At 68.3% G+C, this 16,149-nt stretch carries 11 protein-coding genes and 1 tRNA gene; 7 read left to right on the forward strand and 5 right to left on the reverse strand.

All coding sequences use genetic code 11. From position 1 onward, the window contains the following. Positions 1 to 43: 43 nt before the first annotated feature. The 4 genes from QZ294_RS02345 to QZ294_RS02360 all read right to left on the reverse strand — a co-directional run bounded on the left by QZ294_RS02345 (position 44) and on the right by QZ294_RS02360 (position 6,591). Positions 44 to 3,196, reverse strand: coding sequence for a DEAD/DEAH box helicase (locus QZ294_RS02345; RefSeq protein ID WP_297046176.1), 3,153 nt, complete (start codon positions 3,194 to 3,196; stop codon positions 44 to 46). Beyond that, positions 3,189 to 3,866, reverse strand: a complete 678-nt coding sequence (locus tag QZ294_RS02350; protein WP_297046178.1) for a DapH/DapD/GlmU-related protein — start codon at positions 3,864 to 3,866, stop codon at positions 3,189 to 3,191. Before QZ294_RS02350 ends, QZ294_RS02345 begins: the two co-directional genes overlap by 8 nt. Before the next feature lie 127 nt (positions 3,867 to 3,993). Next, positions 3,994 to 4,965, reverse strand: coding sequence for a chemotaxis protein (locus tag QZ294_RS02355; protein WP_297046181.1), 972 nt, complete (start codon positions 4,963 to 4,965; stop codon positions 3,994 to 3,996). 174 nt (positions 4,966 to 5,139) lie between these two features. Beyond that, positions 5,140 to 6,591 carry a radical SAM protein gene (locus tag QZ294_RS02360; RefSeq protein WP_297046184.1) on the reverse strand — a complete coding sequence of 484 codons (1,452 nt, stop codon included), beginning with the start codon at positions 6,589 to 6,591 and terminating at the stop codon, positions 5,140 to 5,142. A gap of 82 nt (positions 6,592 to 6,673) precedes the next feature. Between QZ294_RS02360 and QZ294_RS02365 the strand changes: the two genes are divergently transcribed. Further along, on the forward strand, positions 6,674 to 7,108 hold the full coding sequence (locus QZ294_RS02365) for a hypothetical protein (protein ID WP_297046188.1): 435 nt from the start codon (positions 6,674 to 6,676) through the stop codon (positions 7,106 to 7,108). A 32-nt stretch (positions 7,109 to 7,140) separates the two neighbouring features. Here the strand turns inward: QZ294_RS02365 and QZ294_RS02370 are convergent, their stop codons facing one another. Continuing rightward, a complete protein-coding gene (locus QZ294_RS02370) occupies positions 7,141 to 8,163 on the reverse strand; it encodes a glycosyltransferase (RefSeq protein ID WP_297046191.1) in 1,023 nt (340 codons plus the stop codon). A 142-nt stretch (positions 8,164 to 8,305) separates the two neighbouring features. On the opposite strand from QZ294_RS02370, the gene QZ294_RS02375 reads away from it, so the two are divergent. From QZ294_RS02375 to QZ294_RS02400, 6 genes are all read left to right on the forward strand, one after another. Further along, the gene (locus QZ294_RS02375) at positions 8,306 to 11,494 is read left to right on the forward strand and encodes an AsmA-like C-terminal region-containing protein (protein ID WP_297046194.1); all 3,189 of its coding nucleotides are present in this window, start codon (positions 8,306 to 8,308) and stop codon (positions 11,492 to 11,494) included. 579 nt (positions 11,495 to 12,073) lie between these two features. Beyond that, positions 12,074 to 12,149 (forward strand) — tRNA-Ala (locus QZ294_RS02380). A gap of 224 nt (positions 12,150 to 12,373) precedes the next feature. Then, positions 12,374 to 13,603 (forward strand): aromatic amino acid transporter, encoded by a 1,230-nt coding sequence (locus QZ294_RS02385; RefSeq protein WP_297046197.1) that lies wholly within the window; start codon positions 12,374 to 12,376, stop codon positions 13,601 to 13,603. A gap of 24 nt (positions 13,604 to 13,627) precedes the next feature. After that, entirely contained in the window at positions 13,628 to 14,008 is a 381-nt protein-coding gene (locus QZ294_RS02390) for a RidA family protein (protein WP_297046200.1), read from the forward strand. A 44-nt stretch (positions 14,009 to 14,052) separates the two neighbouring features. Continuing rightward, positions 14,053 to 14,925, forward strand: a complete 873-nt coding sequence (locus QZ294_RS02395; protein ID WP_297046203.1) for a methyltransferase domain-containing protein — start codon at positions 14,053 to 14,055, stop codon at positions 14,923 to 14,925. Next, a complete protein-coding gene (locus QZ294_RS02400; RefSeq protein WP_297046206.1) occupies positions 14,922 to 16,061 on the forward strand; it encodes a translation initiation factor IF-2 in 1,140 nt (379 codons plus the stop codon). The genes QZ294_RS02395 and QZ294_RS02400 overlap by 4 nt, the downstream gene beginning before the upstream one ends. Positions 16,062 to 16,149 lie beyond the last annotated feature (88 nt).

Raw genomic sequence — 16,149 nt, forward strand, 5'->3', positions numbered from 1 at the left:
TCCGCATCCGGGCGGCGCGCCCGCGGAGGAAGGCCCCGCCGCTTCAGCCGCGCGGCGTGAAATCCACCGGCACGCGCGCCCGTTGTCCGGCCTTGTTGGTGAACAGCAGATAGCCCGTCTCAAGCCCGAACAGGTAGAGACGCCGCGTCAGTTCCACATCCTTGCGGCAGTAGGCCGCAATCTCACTGACGCGTCCTTCCTTCCACCAGGTGAGCGCCTGCAGGCCGTCCGCGCTCTTGGGTTCGCCCAGCGTGGCCTGGCCGAGATTGCCCAGCGAGACCCGGTAGCCCAGGCGCTCGTGGACCCGCTGGAGCAGATCCAGGCTCGGCAGCCGGGCCAGCTCCGTTGCCGCGCCGTGGGCGCCCGGCGCGGGCTTTGGCGAAGCGCCCGGGGGGAAGCCCGGCGGCGCGAACGGCGCCAGCACCGCATAGTCAAAACGCAGGCTGTTGAACCCCACCACCAGGCGCGCCCCGGCCAGCCGCGCGAAAAGCGCGTCCAGCTCCTCCTGCCGAAAACTGAGATACGCATCGTCGCGGCTGTCGTAGAGCACGGCCACGCTCACGCCCATTTTATGGGCCAGGCCCCAGCCGCCCACCTCGGCGGCGGAACGCCGGGTCTCCACATCAAAAACGACATACGGCTCCGGCGGCGTGAGTCCCGAAGGCCGGGCGGCGTCCGGCGCGGAAGGGACGGCGCCGGCAGCGGCATCGGGCCTTGCCGCTGTCGCCACGGGCGCGGGAGACGACGCGGGGGCGTCCACGCGGAACACGGACGCCGCTTCCGGCGGCAATGCGGCCCTCACAGCCGTTTCCGGGTCCAGCCGGTCCGGCGCCGGGCTGAGCCGCAGGGAGGCCGCCAGCCGCTCCCCCTCGTCGCCGGGGGCCAGCAGTTCCTCCACCAGGGCCAGCGCGCCCGCCTTGCTGATGGGCCTGTTCCCCGAACCGCACTTGGGGGAATGGACGCAGGAGGGGCAGCCGTCCTGGCAGGGACAGGCGGCAATGGCGCGGCGCACCGCCTCCAGGAGAGGACCGGCATCGGCAAATGCCTCGCGCGTGAGTCCCGCGCCGCCGGGCAGCCCGTCATAGACGAAGACGGCGGCATGCCCCAGCTGGGGATGGAGCGGGAGGGAAATGCCGCCGAAATCGTTGCGGTCCGCCATGACCAGAAGCGGCAAAAGCCCGATGGCCGCGTGTTCCAGCGCGTGGATGGAACCCATGAAATGGACGAAGCGTTCTTCCAGCGCGGCCCGCACAGGCTCGGGGATCACATACCAGAAGCCCTCGGTCTCGAAGATCTGGGGCGGCGCGTCCAGAGGCGCCACGGTCAGCAGGCGGTTGCCGCTGGAGGCGCGTTTTTCATACCCGGTGATGCGCTCGGTGATCCTGAGCCGCCCCCGGCAGACCAGGCAGCGCCCCAGCGGGCGGCGCCCGGTCTCTTCCAGGATGTCCGTGCTTTTCTGCCCGCGCGGGCGCGTGAACCACGAGACGCGCGCCGCTTCCACGCGCACGCGGCCCCGGCCCGTGTCCAGCTCCCGCACCACATAACTGCGCCCCCGGTGCAGATAGACGGCGCCGGGATGCGTCTCGCGCCAGGCGCGAAAGCCATCCACCGTGCCGATGACCGCGCCCTTTTCGTCCTCGATGGTCATGCTCTGCCCCGCCCCGCGCAGGTCCACATGCCGCTGCGGCCGCTTGCGCGCCGCGAGCCATCGGGAGCCGTCCGCGGACTGGAGGAGAAGCCCCCGGTCGCGCAGGTCCGCCAGGGCGCGCAGGCCGCCGGGCTGGCTGAGCCACGGGTCGGCGGCGGTGAGGGGCAGCTCGGCGGCGGCGCATTCGAGGTGGCGCGCCACAATGACCTCATTGTCGGGATTGACCACGGCCCGCTCCGGCGGCCTGCGGAAAAAGTCGTCGGGATTGCGGACGAAATACTGGTCAAGGGCGTCCTCCCCGGCCACGAGGATGACCGCCGATTCCTGCTGCGCGCGCCCCACCCTGCCCCCCCGCTGAAGGGTCTGCATCACCGTGCCGGGATAGCCCACGAGGATGCAGACATCGAGTCCGCCGATGTCGATGCCCAATTCGAGCGCGCTCGTGCTCACCACGGCGAGCAGCTCGCCCGAGGCCATGCGCCCTTCGATGGCCCGGCGTTCTTCCGGGAGAAAGCCCGCGCGATAGGAGGAAATGCGTTCCCGGTACGCCCCGGCCTGCGAACCCGCCCACAGGCTCACAAGCTCGGTCATGCGCCGGGACCGGCAATAGACGATGGTACGCAGCTCGCGGGCCAGCGCCGCCTTGAGCAGATCGATGGCGGCGGTGGCCGGGCTTTGCGCGGGGTTGAGAAAGACGAAATGGCGCGGTCCCCTGGGCGCGCCCGAACGGGAAATGACCACCGGCGCGTCCGCCCGTCCCGGGGCGGGCGCCGTGCCCCCCGCCGGGCCTGCCGGAGCGCCCATGAGTCCGGCCGCCAGCTCGCCGGGATTGCCCACCGTGGCCGTGCAGAAAATATAGGTGGGCCGCGCTCCGTAACGTCCGGCTATCCGGTTCAGCCTGCGGAAGACCTGGGCCATGTGGCTGCCGAAAACGCCGCGGTAGGTATGGGCCTCGTCCACCACCACATGGGCGAGTCCGGCAAAAAAGGCCGCCCACTGCTCGTGATGCGGCAACAGGGCGAGATGGAGCATCTCCGGATTGCTGATGAGCACCGTGGGCGGATCGGCGCGGATCTTGCGCCGGAAATGGTCGCTGGTGTCGCCGTCATAGAGCGCCACCGATGGGCGGGACTCTTCCGGCCAGGAGGCGCACAGGCCGGTCAGGGCCGCCAGCTGGTCCTGCGCCAGGGCCTTGAGCGGAAAGAGGCAGAGCGCCCGCGCCTCCGGATCCAGCAGATGGCGCTCCAGCACGGGGAGCGCATAGATGAGGCTCTTGCCGCTGGCCGTGGGCGTCGCCACCACCACGGAATGCCCGGCGCGGATGTGGTCCGTGGCGAGCGCCTGGTGCGAATACAGGCGGATGCCGCGCCGGGCGAGCAGGTCGGAGAGGGCCGTGGGCCACGGGTTGCGGTTGTCCGCGTAAACGGCTCCGGCGCCCGGCTCCACGCGATGGCAGGTGACCTGCGGACCCAGGCGCGACGAGTCCAGCAGGGCCGCCACATATTCGCCCACCGGTCCTTGCCCGGGCCGCGCGGACGCGTCAGGCACGGGAGCCTTCCCCGGGTCCCAGGCGGCGCACCACGCGCGCGGGCACGCCCGCGGCAAGGCAGCGCGGCGGAATATCCGAAGTGACCACGCTGCCCGCGCCCACCAGGGCGCCCTCGCCCACAGTCACGCCTTTGAGGATGATGCTCTGCATGCCGATCCACGCATGGTCGCCGATGGTCACGGGCGCGTCCCGTTCCAGGCCCGGTTCCGTGGCGCGGGCCTCGGGCGGCCAGGGCGCATGAAAATCCGAGTCCACGATGACGCAGTTGGGCGCCATGAGCACCTGCCGCCCAAGGCGCACGGTCGTGGAACGCGCCGTGATCGAGGCGCCGCTGAGCTGTGCCCCGGCGCCGATCTCGATGCAGGCGCCCGGTCCGAAAACGCGCAGGCGCACGGGCCACGCAAGGCAGGCCGCCGTGGCGCGCCGCCAGGAAGAAATGAGGCTCACGCCCGCGCCGATGCGGATGATGCCGCCCGGCCAGCGCATGAGTCCCACCGGGCCGTGCGCCGTGACGCCGGGTCCAAGCTCCACGCCGAGCAGCCGCGCCTTGAGTCGCAGCCGCAGCGTCCCCCAGCAGACGCCAAAAAAGCGCATGGATTCAAGGCTCGCCCAGGCGGCCACATTGGCGGGGGCAAGCCCGCGTTGCAGGGCCTTGCGGAAGATGTCCATGCGCCGAGCCTACCGTGAAGCGGGCAGCGGGTAAAGAGCGCCGTGGCCCGGGCAGGGGCGCGCCACAGCAAAAGGAGGATGCCACCCAGGCGGCATCCTCCCCACATATCCGCCCGCGGTGGGAGGTTCAGGCGTTCTGGTGATGGGCCGCGCTTCCCGGCGCGGGCCTGGCCTCGATGAGTTCGAACATCTTGTCGCTGATGGCCTGAAGATCCGGCTTGGCGAACTGGGCATCCGCCCCCACGCTTTCGCATTTGCGCGCGAGCGACGTGGAGATGAGGGACGAGAACATGGCTACCGGGATCGTCCGCAGGATAGCGTCTTCCTTGATAAAGCGGCAGAGCGTAAGCCCGTCGAGGTTGGGCATTTCGATATCGCTGATGATGCCCTGCACGATGTCCGTGACCGGGATATTCTTTTCCTCGGCCTCTTTCTTGTATTCGAGCAGCATGTTCCAGGCTTCCTCGCCGTCGTTGGCCTGGGTGACCTCGAAGCGGCCCTCCTTTTTCAGGAGGTCGAAGACAAGGTGGCGGATGCTCACGGAGTCGTCGGCGTGGATGATGTGGTACTTGCGTTCCATCGCCGTGTCCTCGCGGTCGTCCATACGCACGGAAAGCGCGGGGTTCATGGCCGCCACGATGGCCTCGGCGTCGAGCACGAAGACCACGCGCCCCTCAAGACGCACCACGGCCGTGATGGAGCCGCCGCTGATTTCCAGCAAAAGCGGCGTGGGCGCCTCCACCTGTTTCCAGCTGATGCGGTGGATGCGCGTCACCCCGGAGACCAGAAAGGCCGTGTGGGTCTTGTTGAATTCCGTGATGATGATCCGCGGGTCCTCGCTGACCACGCCGCCCTTGTTGAGAAATTTGCTGATGTCGATGAGCGGGACGATGCGCCCGTCACGGAAAGGAAAGGCGCCGAGCACCGAGGGATGGGGCATCTGCGGCATGGCCGTGATCGGCTGGGAACGCGAGATTTCCACCACCTTGGAGACATTGATGCCGTAGTAGCCGCGATAGCCATCCGCCTCGTCGATATAAAATTCGACGAGTTCCAGCTCATTGGTGCCTACTTCCAGCAGGATCTGCGTCTGCGACATGGGCCTGTCCTCTTTTTTTGCACCATACCTGTTCAGCGCAAGACCTGCAATGCCTCATGCGTGGCCTCGCGCCGCCGCTCACCGGGCGCGCGTTTCTGAACCTTTCCCGGACGCTTCACAGGCATCTATCGGAGGATGCGCGAAAAGGATTAGGCCAGAAACCGGCGCAACGGGTCAACTTTGCGGTTTTCCGTCATCGATATCCGGAAGAGTGCGTTCCCGTACCGGCGCCGCGCCCGGCGCGGGCATGCGCCATTCGCCCGGCAGGGGCGCTGTCAGCGCCGCCCTGTCCCCCAGCCAGGGGTTGAAATAGCCATAGCGCAGCCACGGGCAAAGCCGGCGCAGCCGCTTCATGAACGACGCAAGCCCCATGGAGGCCTCGCCTTCCGCGCCGGCCGGGGAAAGGCCGCGCCCGTTCCCGGCGGAGAGGGCCACGCCTTCGGGAAGGCCCGTCATGATCCGCCAGTACCATTCAGGGTCGATATTGAGGTTGCGCCACTGGATCATGCTCACGCCGTTTTCGCCCACCAGACGGGCCAGGGCCTCCAGTTCCGCCTCGGTGTCCGTGATGCCGGGAAAATAGAGCAGATTGAGGGACACGAAGACGCCGTGCCTGCGCGCCACGCGGATGGACTCCGTGACATCCCCGAAGTCATAGTCCGTGGGGCGGTAATAGCGGGCATAGCGTTCGGGCAGGGCGCTGTTCAGGCTGACGCGCAGACTTGTGAGTCCCGCCCCGGCCAGACGCGCCACGGCCTCAGGGCGCGAGGCGTTGGTGTTGCAGTTGACCGTGCCGTGCCCGCTCCAGGCGGCCGGGTCCGCCGAGCCGCGAAAACGGCGCACGCTTTCCACCAGCAGGTCCGCATTGAGGAGCGGATCGCCCTCGCAGCCCTGACCGAACGAATAGATGGGCGTCGCGGTCTCGCGGCGCTCATGCACGCGCATGACTTCCACCAGCTCTTCCGGCGACGGAGTGAACGCCAGGCGGCACTGGGGCGTCACCGTCACCGGGGACTCCGCGTCTTTCGCGGAAATGCAGCCCCGGCAGCGGGCATTGCAGGCGCGCGAACTCGGCAGCGGGGCCTCAAAGCGCCCCAGGGCGAAATTCCGCGCCGCCGGGCAGGAATAGCGGCGCACGCAGTTTTCGATGATGTGCCGGATGAGCCTGTTCTCCGGATGGTCCCGCAGGAGGGCGCCGGCCTGGCGCTCGATGCGCGCGGGAGAGATGCCGCGGAACTGCTGGCGCGGGTCTTCATCCACCCTCCGGGCGCAGACCCAGAAACGCCCCCGGGCAAACCCCACCGCGCCGTAGGCGAAGAGCGGCAGGAGCGGCGCGTCCGCCTCCGTGACATAGGCCGGATGCGCGGAGAGCGTATGGGCGGGCGCCGCAAAGGCGGCCACGGCCAGGCCTTCCACCGCCTCCATGACGCCGCTTTGCGGATCGAGTCCCACGGCCCGCCTGCCGGGGAGCAAAAAAAGTTCGCTCTCCTCCGGGAGGGGCATAAGTTCGTCCGGCCGCGGCAGGCCCCACTGGCCGCCACGGCGGCAGACCATGAGCAGGCCCGGCGCATCCACCACATTTCCTTCGGCATCGGCCATGACAAGGCGCGGTGCGAGACGGGCCATACTTCCTCCTTGCCCCTGCCGGGCCAAGCGTATATAAGCGGAGCCACGTTCCGGCGCATGGCCGGCGCAAGCGAGGTTGCGTATGTTCTCCGCCCTGCTCTTCATGTTTTTCTGTTTTTTCGGCATCCTGGCGGCGATTTTCTATCTGCTCAAGCGGCAGGAACACGCCTGGCAGCTTCTGCGTGACGAGCACGCCCAGTTGCGCGTCCTGCTGCGCGCGCTGGAATCCCGGCTGGAATACCTGGCCGCCGTGACGCTGGACCCGGAGCAGACGCGCCGCGCGCGCGACCCCGCCAGGCAGGAGACGGAGCGGGAGAACGCGGTCCCCGCTTCGCCCTTCGCCGCCGCACCGGCGGAAGCATCCGGCCGGGACCCCCTCCTGCGGCTGAGCTTTGAGGAGCCGGGGACCGCGCACGATCCCTCCGACGCGCGGGCCGGGCATGACCCCGCGCTGGAACTCCACTTCGACCCCGCCGGGGAGCCTGCGCCCGGCGCCGACCGGCAGCGGGGCGTCTAGGGTCTCTTTAATTAAGGCCAGACACTGGCCTTTCAGGATGCCCCGCCGGCGCCGAATCTGCCCCGCGCCGCATCCAGATAGGCGGCCTTCAGTTCCGGCTGCGGCACCTCCCGCGCCCAGAGCAGATAGGGCACGCTCAGGCAGTTGCGGCGCACGGCCGCGGCCCGTTCCCGTCGCGCCGCCACAAGCGGCTCCACGCCCTGCATCCAGATATCGCACAAATGGTCGGTGAGCGCCTGCGCCCGGTGCCGCGCGCGGTGTCTGGCATTGACCTCGGCGAGCGCCGTCTCGCCGATATAGGTGATGAGATCGGGGTGTTCCAGCAGAAAGCGGATGCGGTAGCAGGCATCCCCCGCGTCATGCGGCGCATAGCCCACCAGATGCTCGCCATCCACGAACAGTTTGCCGAAGCCATGGCCCACGCGCGGCGTCACCAGGCAGCCGCCGCAGCCCATGGACTCGAAGACGCGGAAATTCAGGTCGCCGTGTTCGCACTGGTTGAGCAGGACGCGCCCCTGGGGGAAAAGCTCCCGGTAGTTGCCGCGCGTGACGTGCAGGCCGGGCAGGCGGCCGCCCAGCTCCCGCAGAAAGGCGGCGCGGCGCGGCATGTTCGCGGCATTGACCGTGCCGACGAAAAGGCAGTCCCAGCGCTTGGGCAGGTCCGGCCGGGGCTGGTCCTCCTCATGGGCAAAGGGCGGCGACCACCAGACCCTGTCCGCCGCAAGGAACGGTCCGGCGAAGCGTTCCACATGGTCCCCGAGCGACACGAGGCAGGCGTCAAAGGCCTGGGCGTACATGGATTCCCAGGCGTGGATATGCGAATCGACGCTGTAAAAGATCGTCAGGCAGGGAAACTCCTCCATCCCGAGCACAAAGGGCGGCCGGCTCTTGTCCGCCACCACGAGAACGTCCGGCACAAAGCCCGCCAGACGCACGAGGTCGTCCCAGCCATAGACGCGGGGTTCCTCAAAATTGTGGAAGGCCACGTCCTGCCAGCCGCACTCCTTGAGCGACGAACAGAAAAACGGGCTGCCGATCCAGAGAAGTCGTTGCATGAGTCTCCGCCCTGGCCGCGCGCGGACGCGGTTGCCAACATGGACAAGATTGCATACTATTTGCAAGATACTGTTCACGGTCGGCGGCGTCAAGGCGTAGCGCCTTCCGGAAATTCCGTTCGCCGCATATCGCAGGAACGCCATGCGTCGCCCCTTGCGCCTCTTTCTCCGCGTCTGCCTTGTGGCGCTCCTTGTGCTCGCCGCGCTCATGGGCGCAGCCTACTGGTTTCTCCAGCGCGACCCGGCGGGGCTGGCAAACCGCTATCTCGGCGCGGCCGCCCGCGACCACGGGTTCACGTTCCGCATGGACGCCGTGGATGTGAGCCTGCTGCCCTCGCCGTCCGTGGCCGTGAGCAATGTGGCGGTGGAAGGGGACGGCCTGCGGCTTTCCGCCGCCTACCTCACGGTGCGGCCGGATATCTTCGCCCTGCTGCGCGGCGCCTTCTCCCCGTGGAGCGTGACCCTCGTGCGCCCGCGCCTTGACGCGCGCCTTTCCGGACCGCTCGGGACGCCGGAGCAGCTCGCCGGACGCCTGCGCGCGCTTTTCGCCGACAGGGGGGACTCCGCTCCGGCCCCGCTGGGCTTTCTGGAAACCACCTGCCGGCTGGAAGTCACCCAGGGGGACGCGCGCCTCACGGACCCGGACGGCGCGAGCCTTCGCCTGCACGGGTTCCAGTGCCGCCTCAAGGGCGCGCCTTCCGGCGGCATCAGCGGCTGGCTCCGCTTCTCGTCCCTGAGCTACGCCACGCGGGCGGGCACGGCGGCACGGCTTGAACATTTCCGTCTTGAAGGGGAGAGCGACCTCACGGACCCGCTGACCGCCACGCCGGACCTCAGGCTCGGCGCCACGTTCCGCGGCAGGGCATGGCCGGACGCCGGGCGCCTCACGCTGACGTTTCAGGGGCAACCGGGCGGCTGGAACGGGACCTTCGCCCTGGCGGCCGATCTTGCCCTGGGCGACATGGCCGGCGAGACCGTGCCGCTGCGCGTGGCCGGCACCGCCGCCATGGCGCGCGGCAGCCGGGAGGTGAACCTGCGCGCGGTCATGCTGGCCCTTGGCGCGGACAGCGGGCGCCTGGACGGCACGCTCCGTCTGCCAGGCGGAACGCAGGGTCCGGCACTGGATGGGCGCCTGCTCCTGCACCGCGCCAGCCTGACCCAATGGCTCGGCTTTGCGCGCAATCTCGCGCCCGGCCTGCAACTGGCGCTGGACAATATCACCGAAGGCAGCATCGACTTCCATCTCGACGGCACGGGGCTGGACGCGCCGCGCATCTCGGCCCTGTGCACGGGCGCGCGCTTCACGGGAAGCGGCGGCGTCCCTTCGTGGAAAACGCCTGTGGTCACGCTCGACCTCAGCGCAAAAAGCGTCGATCTCGGCCTGGCGATCCCCGAATCCGTGGGCAAGCCGCCGGAATCCGTGCATTTCTTCCATCCGCCGCTCACACCGCTGCCCGGCGAGCCTCTCAAGCCGGGAGAAACCGGCATCGGCTACGACATCCGCCTGAACGCGGACACGGTGCGCTATGGTCCCCTGACCATCACCGCCGCGAAGACGCGCATCCACCCCGGCAAGCTTGACAAAAACGGTCTGGAAGACGTGCTCATCGACGCCGAGGCGCGCCTCTATGGCGGCAGCTTTCGCGGCCAGTGCATCCTCGGGGGCAGCGCCGTCCTGCCCTATGCCATCACGGCCCAGGTCCGCGGGGTGAACGGCGCCCCCCTGGCGCGGGACATGCCCGTCCTCCCCTTCCGCAGCGGACGTTTCCGCGCCGACGTCAGCATCCAGAGCCGGAGCCGGCAGCTCGATGTCTTTCTGGACCGCCTGCGCGGCAGCCTTGACGTGCGCGGCGAACAGGGCGCACTGGCCGGGGGGCCGGCCCCGGGCGGCGTGAAGTTTTCCCAACTGGGGCTGGAACTCGCCCTGCGCTCCGGCGTCTGGCGCGACAAACGGCTCGGACTTGACGGCGTGTGGGACATGCGGCTGGAAAGTCCCGATCTGGACGGCAGCGCGACCCTTGACGGCAGGCTCTGGTTCGGCGCCTCGGATGCGGGCGCGGGCATGGAATTCCAGAAAACGCCGGCCAGCGGCAGCCTGCGCCTCGGACCGGACCTGAGCGGCCTGCCCCATGGGCTTCGCGCCACCTGGAGCGCCGCGCTCGGCTGCCAGAGCGCGCGCAAGCGGCTCACGGCAAACGGGCTGCGCCTCGAAGCCCTGGGCGCCGGCATCAGCGGCGATCTCACCCTCAACGGCAGAGCGCCCTCCGTGCAAGGCGCCATCGACGCGCGCAGCGCTGACCTTGCCCATACCCTCGAGCTGCTCGGGCTGGGAAGACCGCGCCTGCCCCCGGCGCTCCGCAGCCTGTCCCTCACGGCGGAACTCTCGCTCAGGCCGGAGGAACTCCGGCTCGGCAAGCTCCATGTCACGGGGGCGCAGCTGGCCGCCACCGGCTCGCTGGCCCTGTCCCGGCGCCAGGGGCGTCCCTTTCTGGAGTTTTCCCTCGCCTCGGACGCCATTGACGTGGCGCGCCTGGTGGACTCCGGCCACGCCACCGCAAAAACGGCAGGCCGCCCGACAGCGTGGGAAGTGCCCTTCCTGCGCGAATTTGACGCCAGGGGCGAACTGCGCGTGCGCGAACTCAGCGGCTGGCGTTTCCGCCTGCGGGACATGGTCATGCCCGCGTCCCTCTCGGGGGGCAGGCTCACGCTCGGGCCGGGCAAGGGGCGCTTTTACGGGGCGACGCTCCACAGCAGGAGCACCGTGGATTTCCGCAAGGCCGTGGCCTTTGATTCCAGCGTTTCGGTCACGGCCTTCGACCTTGGCGCCGCCACGAGGGACAGAAAACTCGACTCGGCGCTCACCGGCAAGGCCACCCTTGAAGCGAGCATACGCGCCCGGGACCTCGGCCCGGGACGCCTGCCCTCCGCCCTGGACGGCGACTGGAGTTTCAGCGTCCACAACGGCTCCTATCAGTCACGCGCCAAGAACGGCGAACTCAAGAGCCAACCCACGCGCTTCGATCTCGCCGCCGCATCGGGGACCATCAGGGGGGGCGTGGCGCACAGCGGCAATTTCCGCATCCAGGGACCGACGCTCACAGCCACCGGCGGCGGCAGCATCGATCTTGTCAGCAAGAAGCTGGACTGCAATTTCACCGTCAACATGAAGGGCCTGCCGGAATTTCCGCTGCGCCTCTACGGCAACCTGGACAAGCCAAAGACCTCCATCGGCGCCGGCAAGCTGATCCTCAACACCATCAGCGGCATCACTTCCGGCTTTGTCGATGTGCTCGGCGGCATCGTGGAGGGGACCTGGCGCCTGTTCCGCTAGGGTCTGGACCTATATTAATGTGGCTGCCGGCTTGGGATGTGGCAGCTTATGCAATGCCACAATCATCCGTCAAAAACAGCCCTTTTTGCGCTGGCCTGACGCGTTGCGGACGATGCCCGTACCTCGCTTCGCTCGAACGGGCACGGCGCTTCGCGCCGCCTTCGGTCGCGTCACTGGGCGATTTTTGTCGGTCATGTACTTAAGTACACTCCCTCCAAAAATCGTCCACTTCCTTGCCAGCGCAAAAAAATCTTATTTTTTCGGATCCTTGCGGCGACAGCCCCCGCCCTTCGCTCCGCTTCGGGCGGCCAGCGGAAAAATCTCCTTTCCTCGTTGAAAAAACCATAACGTACTTTAATGAGACCTGAACCTAGGCCCCTGACGCTCCCGCCGCGAAAAACCGGATTTTGGGCCGGCATGGCCCACGCCAGACAGCGGGCGAACGAAAAAGGGTGGCGGCGCGGGCCGTGGCGATTGCGCCGCCCAAACGCCGGCATGCCCGTGCCCCGTGCCCACCCGTCCGTTGAATCCGCCGCTTGACAAGAGGCGCCGTCAGGAATACAAGGCAATCTCACCTGTGGGGAAGTAGCTCAGCTGGGAGAGCATCGCCTTCGCAAGGCGGGGGTCGAGGGTTCAAATCCCTTCTTCTCCACCAATGATTTCAGGGGGGTAGAGCAGCATCACTTTGCTCTGCCCCCTTTTTGCTCATGCAGGTCCGGCCTTTCGGGCATACCGTGCAGAGCGAAAGAGCGTTTGCAAAGGCGAACGTGCGGCGCCGTCCGCAGGGCCGGGGATTCCTGGCATTTTGCCGCGCGGACACAGGCAGCGGGCCTTGAGGCGCGCCGCGCTCCAAACGCCGTATTCTCCAGCGGAGCGGACATGACGGTTCGACCTTCCCCCATTTTCGGTGGCACCATGGTGGTGGCCGGCACGGCCATCGGCGCGGGCATGCTCGGTCTGCCCATGATCTCCGCCGGCATGTGGTTCTCGTGGTCCGCCGTGGTGCTCCTGCTTTCCTGGTTTTGCATGTTCCGGTCGAGCCAGGCCATTCTTGAGGTCAATCTGCACTTCCAGCCGGGCGACAGCTTCCACACTCTGGTGCGCGAGCTGCTTGGCCCCGCCTGGACGGTCATCAACGGCCTCTCCGTGGCCTTTGTGCTCTACATCCTCGTCTATGCGTATGTGAGCGGCGGCGGCTCGGTGGTGCAGCATGCCCTGACGCCCGTACTCGGCAGCGAACCCCCGCGCCTGCTCACGAGCCTTTTCTTCGCCCTGCTGCTCGCCGCCTGCATCTGGTGGAGTTCCCGGGCGGTGGACAGGTTTTCCATCGTGCTCATGGGCGGCATGGTCATTGCGCTCCTCCTGTCCATGAGCGGCATGTTCCGCCATCTGCGGCTGGATGTCCTGCTGGACGCGGGCGGCGAAGGCGGCCAGGCCATCTTTGTCTGGGGGGCACTTTCCACCTATCTCACCTCGTTCTGCTTCCACGCCTCGGTGCCAAGCCTGGTCAAGTATCTTGGCAAGGACGGCCGCAGCATCAACGCCTGCCTGCGCTACGGGACGCTCATCGCCCTGGTCTGCTACTTCGCGTGGATCACCGCCGCCGATGGCGTCATCCCCCGCGAGGGCTTCAAGGCGGTCATCGCGCAGGGCGGCAATGTGGGCGACCTGCTGGCCGCCGCCGGGCACAACCTGGGCGGCGGCTTCGTGCTCCGGCTGCTGGAGGCATTTTCGCTGCTGGCCGTGGCTACCTCCTTCCTGGGGGCCGGGCTGGGCCTTTTCGATTATATGGCCGATCTCTGCAATTTTGACGACAGTCGTCTCGGCCGCACCAAGACGCTGCTGGTGACCTTTCTGCCGCCCATGTTCTGCGGACTCGTCTGGCCGGACGGCTTTCTCGCCGCCATCGGCTGGGCGGGCCTGGCGGCCTCGGTATGGTCGGTCATCGTGCCGGCGCTGCTGCTGCGCGCCTGCCGGCGCCGTTTCACCCCAACCGGCTACACAGCGCCGGGCGGAGCCGCCCTTGTGCCCGTGCTCCTGCTGTACGGCGTTCTTGTGGCCGTCTGCCACACGCTTTTCGTCTTCCGGCTTCTGCCCATGTATGGATAGCGCCGTGGCGCAAAGGAGAACATCATGAAAAAGGACGTCATCAGCACGAACGCCGCTCCCGCCGCCGTGGGTCCCTACAGCCAGGGCATCCGCGCGGGCGAGCTTCTCTTCCTTTCCGGCCAGGTGCCGCTGGACCCGGCCACCGGCAAGCTCGTTGACGGCGGCGTGGAGGCGCAGACCGAACAGTCCTGCCGCAACCTCAAGGCCGTGCTCGCCTCCCAGGGGCTGGACCTCGCCAATGTGGTCAAGACCACGGTCTTCATCGCCCACATGAGCGACTTCCCCAAGGTCAACGAGGTCTACAAGCGCTTTTTCACCTATCCCTGCCCGGCCCGCTCCTGCGTGGAGGTGGGCGCCCTGCCCCTCGGCGCCCTGGTGGAGATCGAAGCCATCGCCGTGGCCTGAAGGGCGCCCGCACGGCGGGATGAGATCCCCGTGAGGGATGCGCCATGAAACGCCCCGCGGCACACGCCCGGGAAATGCCCGGCACCGGGGGCGCCCCTTCCGCCGGAAAGGGACGCCCCCCGGGCCATGAGCCGTCGCGCCCGGCCGATGTGGTCATGGCGCGTTTCGTGCTGGAAGCGCAGTTCCACCTCCTGGAGCGCGCCCTGGCCGCGTGGCCCCGGCGCGCCGCCGCCCTGCTGGATGTCAACTGCGGCTCCGGCGCCCTGCTGCCCTTTCTCTGGGCCTGCGGTTTCGAAGTGGACGCCGTGGAGGCGGACGCCGCCGCGCGGGCGCGGGCGCAGACGCGCTGCCCCTCCGCGACCATCATGGCCGGCAGGGACGACGACCTGCCCGTGGAGGACGATGCCTATGATTGGGTGCTCCTGCATCTTCAGGAGCCTCACCGGCTCGTCCCCGCCCTTGCCGAGGCGCGCCGCGTGGCCCGGCGCGGCTTTGCCGTCACCTTCTGGAACCGCCACTCCCTGGCCGGCCTGTGCGCGCGCCTTGCGCGCGCTTCCCTTCCCGGTCCCGCCGCCTCCTGGTGGGAGGTGCGCGGCGCCCTGCGCCGCCTGGGCCTCGGCCCGGGCGGGACGGCCAGCCTGAGCGTTCTTGCCGCGCCCATGAACACCTGGCGCAAGGCAAGCCCGCTGGCGGCGTGCAATCACTGGCTCACGGGGCTGCCCCTCGGGGCGTGGGGCGTGTTTCGCTGTTTCCTCGGCGGCGGGGGCAGCGTCACGCCGCTGGCCCTGCGTCTGGGCGCGCGCCTCGGGCGCGGCATGGATGAACGCCTCGGGCCGCCGGAACCGGCCCTGGAATATGGACGCAAATCTTTTTCCGCCCGCGCCCGGGACTGCGACCGGGAGGGGAGGGTCCCATGAAGCTGGCGTTCCTTTCGGGCCTGTTTTCCGCCGTGGCGGCCAGGGCGCGCGCCCACAGGCGCATCGCCGCCGTTGCGGCGCTCCTCCTTGTGGCGGCGCTGGCGGCCGGGGGCTATTATGGCTGGCGCACCTGGCAGTATCGGCAGAGCAGCGAATTCGCCCTGCTCCGTCTCAAGGAAGCGCTGTCGCCCCCCAATACGGAAGAGCTGGCAAAACGCGTGGATTTTCGGACGCTCTTCACGGATCTTGCCCAGGCTGTCGGCCGGAGCTTTCCCTTTTACAAGGCCGGCCCGGAGCAGGAACACCAGTTGCGCCAGCAGTTGCAGACCGCCCTGCTGAAACGCCTTCTTGAAAAGGACGTCACCCGTTCCGCCAAGGAGGGCGAACCGGATGCCGAGACCAAGCTGCGCCAGCCGCTTGTCCTGTTTCCGCCGGATTTTCTGGCCCAGCTTCCGGCCGGACTCACCCTGACCGAGAGCAGGGGCGACACGGCGCGCATCAGGGCGGAGATCAGGCATCCGCTCCTGGACCTGGTCTTTCCCTTCGAGTTTGAGATGCGGCGCGGCCCGGACGGCTGGATCGTGCGCCACCTGCTCAATGCCGACGCCGTGGCGGGCGCCCTGCGCGAGGCGCTCCTTGCCCGGCAGCAGGCGCGCGTGGATGTGGTCGTCCGCAAGAATGCGGCCACGCTCAAGCGCATGCAGGAGCTTCTGCCGCTCCAGTCCTGCGAGGCCGAGGCCGGCCTGCTTTCCGACGGCCGGACCCTGCTGCTCATGGTCCTCATGCGGGGGCACAATCTGGGCGGCATCCAGGTGAACAACATGGATCTGGACACCACCATCCTCGGCGCCAACGGCGAGCCAGTGCTGCACCGTTTTCTCAACGCCGCCGAACCCGTCCTGCCGGGCGGCGAGTTCCGCCACCGCTGGAGCATCGAACTGGACGGCCAAAGCCCCGAAGGCAGGAGCATCCTCGCCGCCGGGCCGCTCACCTGCCGGGCCACCTGGCGGACCATGGGCCTTTCGAGTTCGGAGGTGCTGCACATCGTTGAAACGCCGGACCTCAGGCAGTTCTGCGAGCGGCCGGGGCACAGGCATCCGGTGGGTTTCTGCCAGTTGCCGGTCTTCCTGAAATAGCAAGGCGGCGGGAGCGGGTCCGGGATTCCTTGGGCATGTCCCTGGCATTCACAGGCTTTGCCGCACACAGGACTTGCGGACGCGGAGC

This window comes from uncultured Desulfovibrio sp. (genome assembly GCF_910584445.1).
In the GTDB taxonomy this organism is placed as follows: Bacteria; Desulfobacterota; Desulfovibrionia; order Desulfovibrionales; family Desulfovibrionaceae; genus Desulfovibrio.

What these genes read in the sequence shown, in the direction of transcription:
- QZ294_RS02350 (WP_297046178.1), bottom strand. Translation starts at nt 3,866, where the DNA reads ATGGACATCTTCCGCAAGGCCCTGCAACGCGGGCTTGCCCCCGCCAAT.
- QZ294_RS02355 (WP_297046181.1), bottom strand. Translation starts at nt 4,965, where the DNA reads ATGTCGCAGACGCAGATCCTGCTGGAAGTAGGCACCAATGAGCTGGAA.
- QZ294_RS02360 (WP_297046184.1), bottom strand. Translation starts at nt 6,591, where the DNA reads ATGGCCCGTCTCGCACCGCGCCTTGTCATGGCCGATGCCGAAGGAAAT.
- QZ294_RS02365 (WP_297046188.1), top strand. Translation starts at nt 6,674, where the DNA reads ATGTTCTCCGCCCTGCTCTTCATGTTTTTCTGTTTTTTCGGCATCCTG.
- QZ294_RS02370 (WP_297046191.1), bottom strand. Translation starts at nt 8,163, where the DNA reads ATGCAACGACTTCTCTGGATCGGCAGCCCGTTTTTCTGTTCGTCGCTC.
- QZ294_RS02375 (WP_297046194.1), top strand. Translation starts at nt 8,306, where the DNA reads ATGCGTCGCCCCTTGCGCCTCTTTCTCCGCGTCTGCCTTGTGGCGCTC.
- QZ294_RS02385 (WP_297046197.1), top strand. Translation starts at nt 12,374, where the DNA reads ATGACGGTTCGACCTTCCCCCATTTTCGGTGGCACCATGGTGGTGGCC.
- QZ294_RS02390 (WP_297046200.1), top strand. Translation starts at nt 13,628, where the DNA reads ATGAAAAAGGACGTCATCAGCACGAACGCCGCTCCCGCCGCCGTGGGT.
- QZ294_RS02395 (WP_297046203.1), top strand. Translation starts at nt 14,053, where the DNA reads ATGAAACGCCCCGCGGCACACGCCCGGGAAATGCCCGGCACCGGGGGC.
- QZ294_RS02400 (WP_297046206.1), top strand. Translation starts at nt 14,922, where the DNA reads ATGAAGCTGGCGTTCCTTTCGGGCCTGTTTTCCGCCGTGGCGGCCAGG.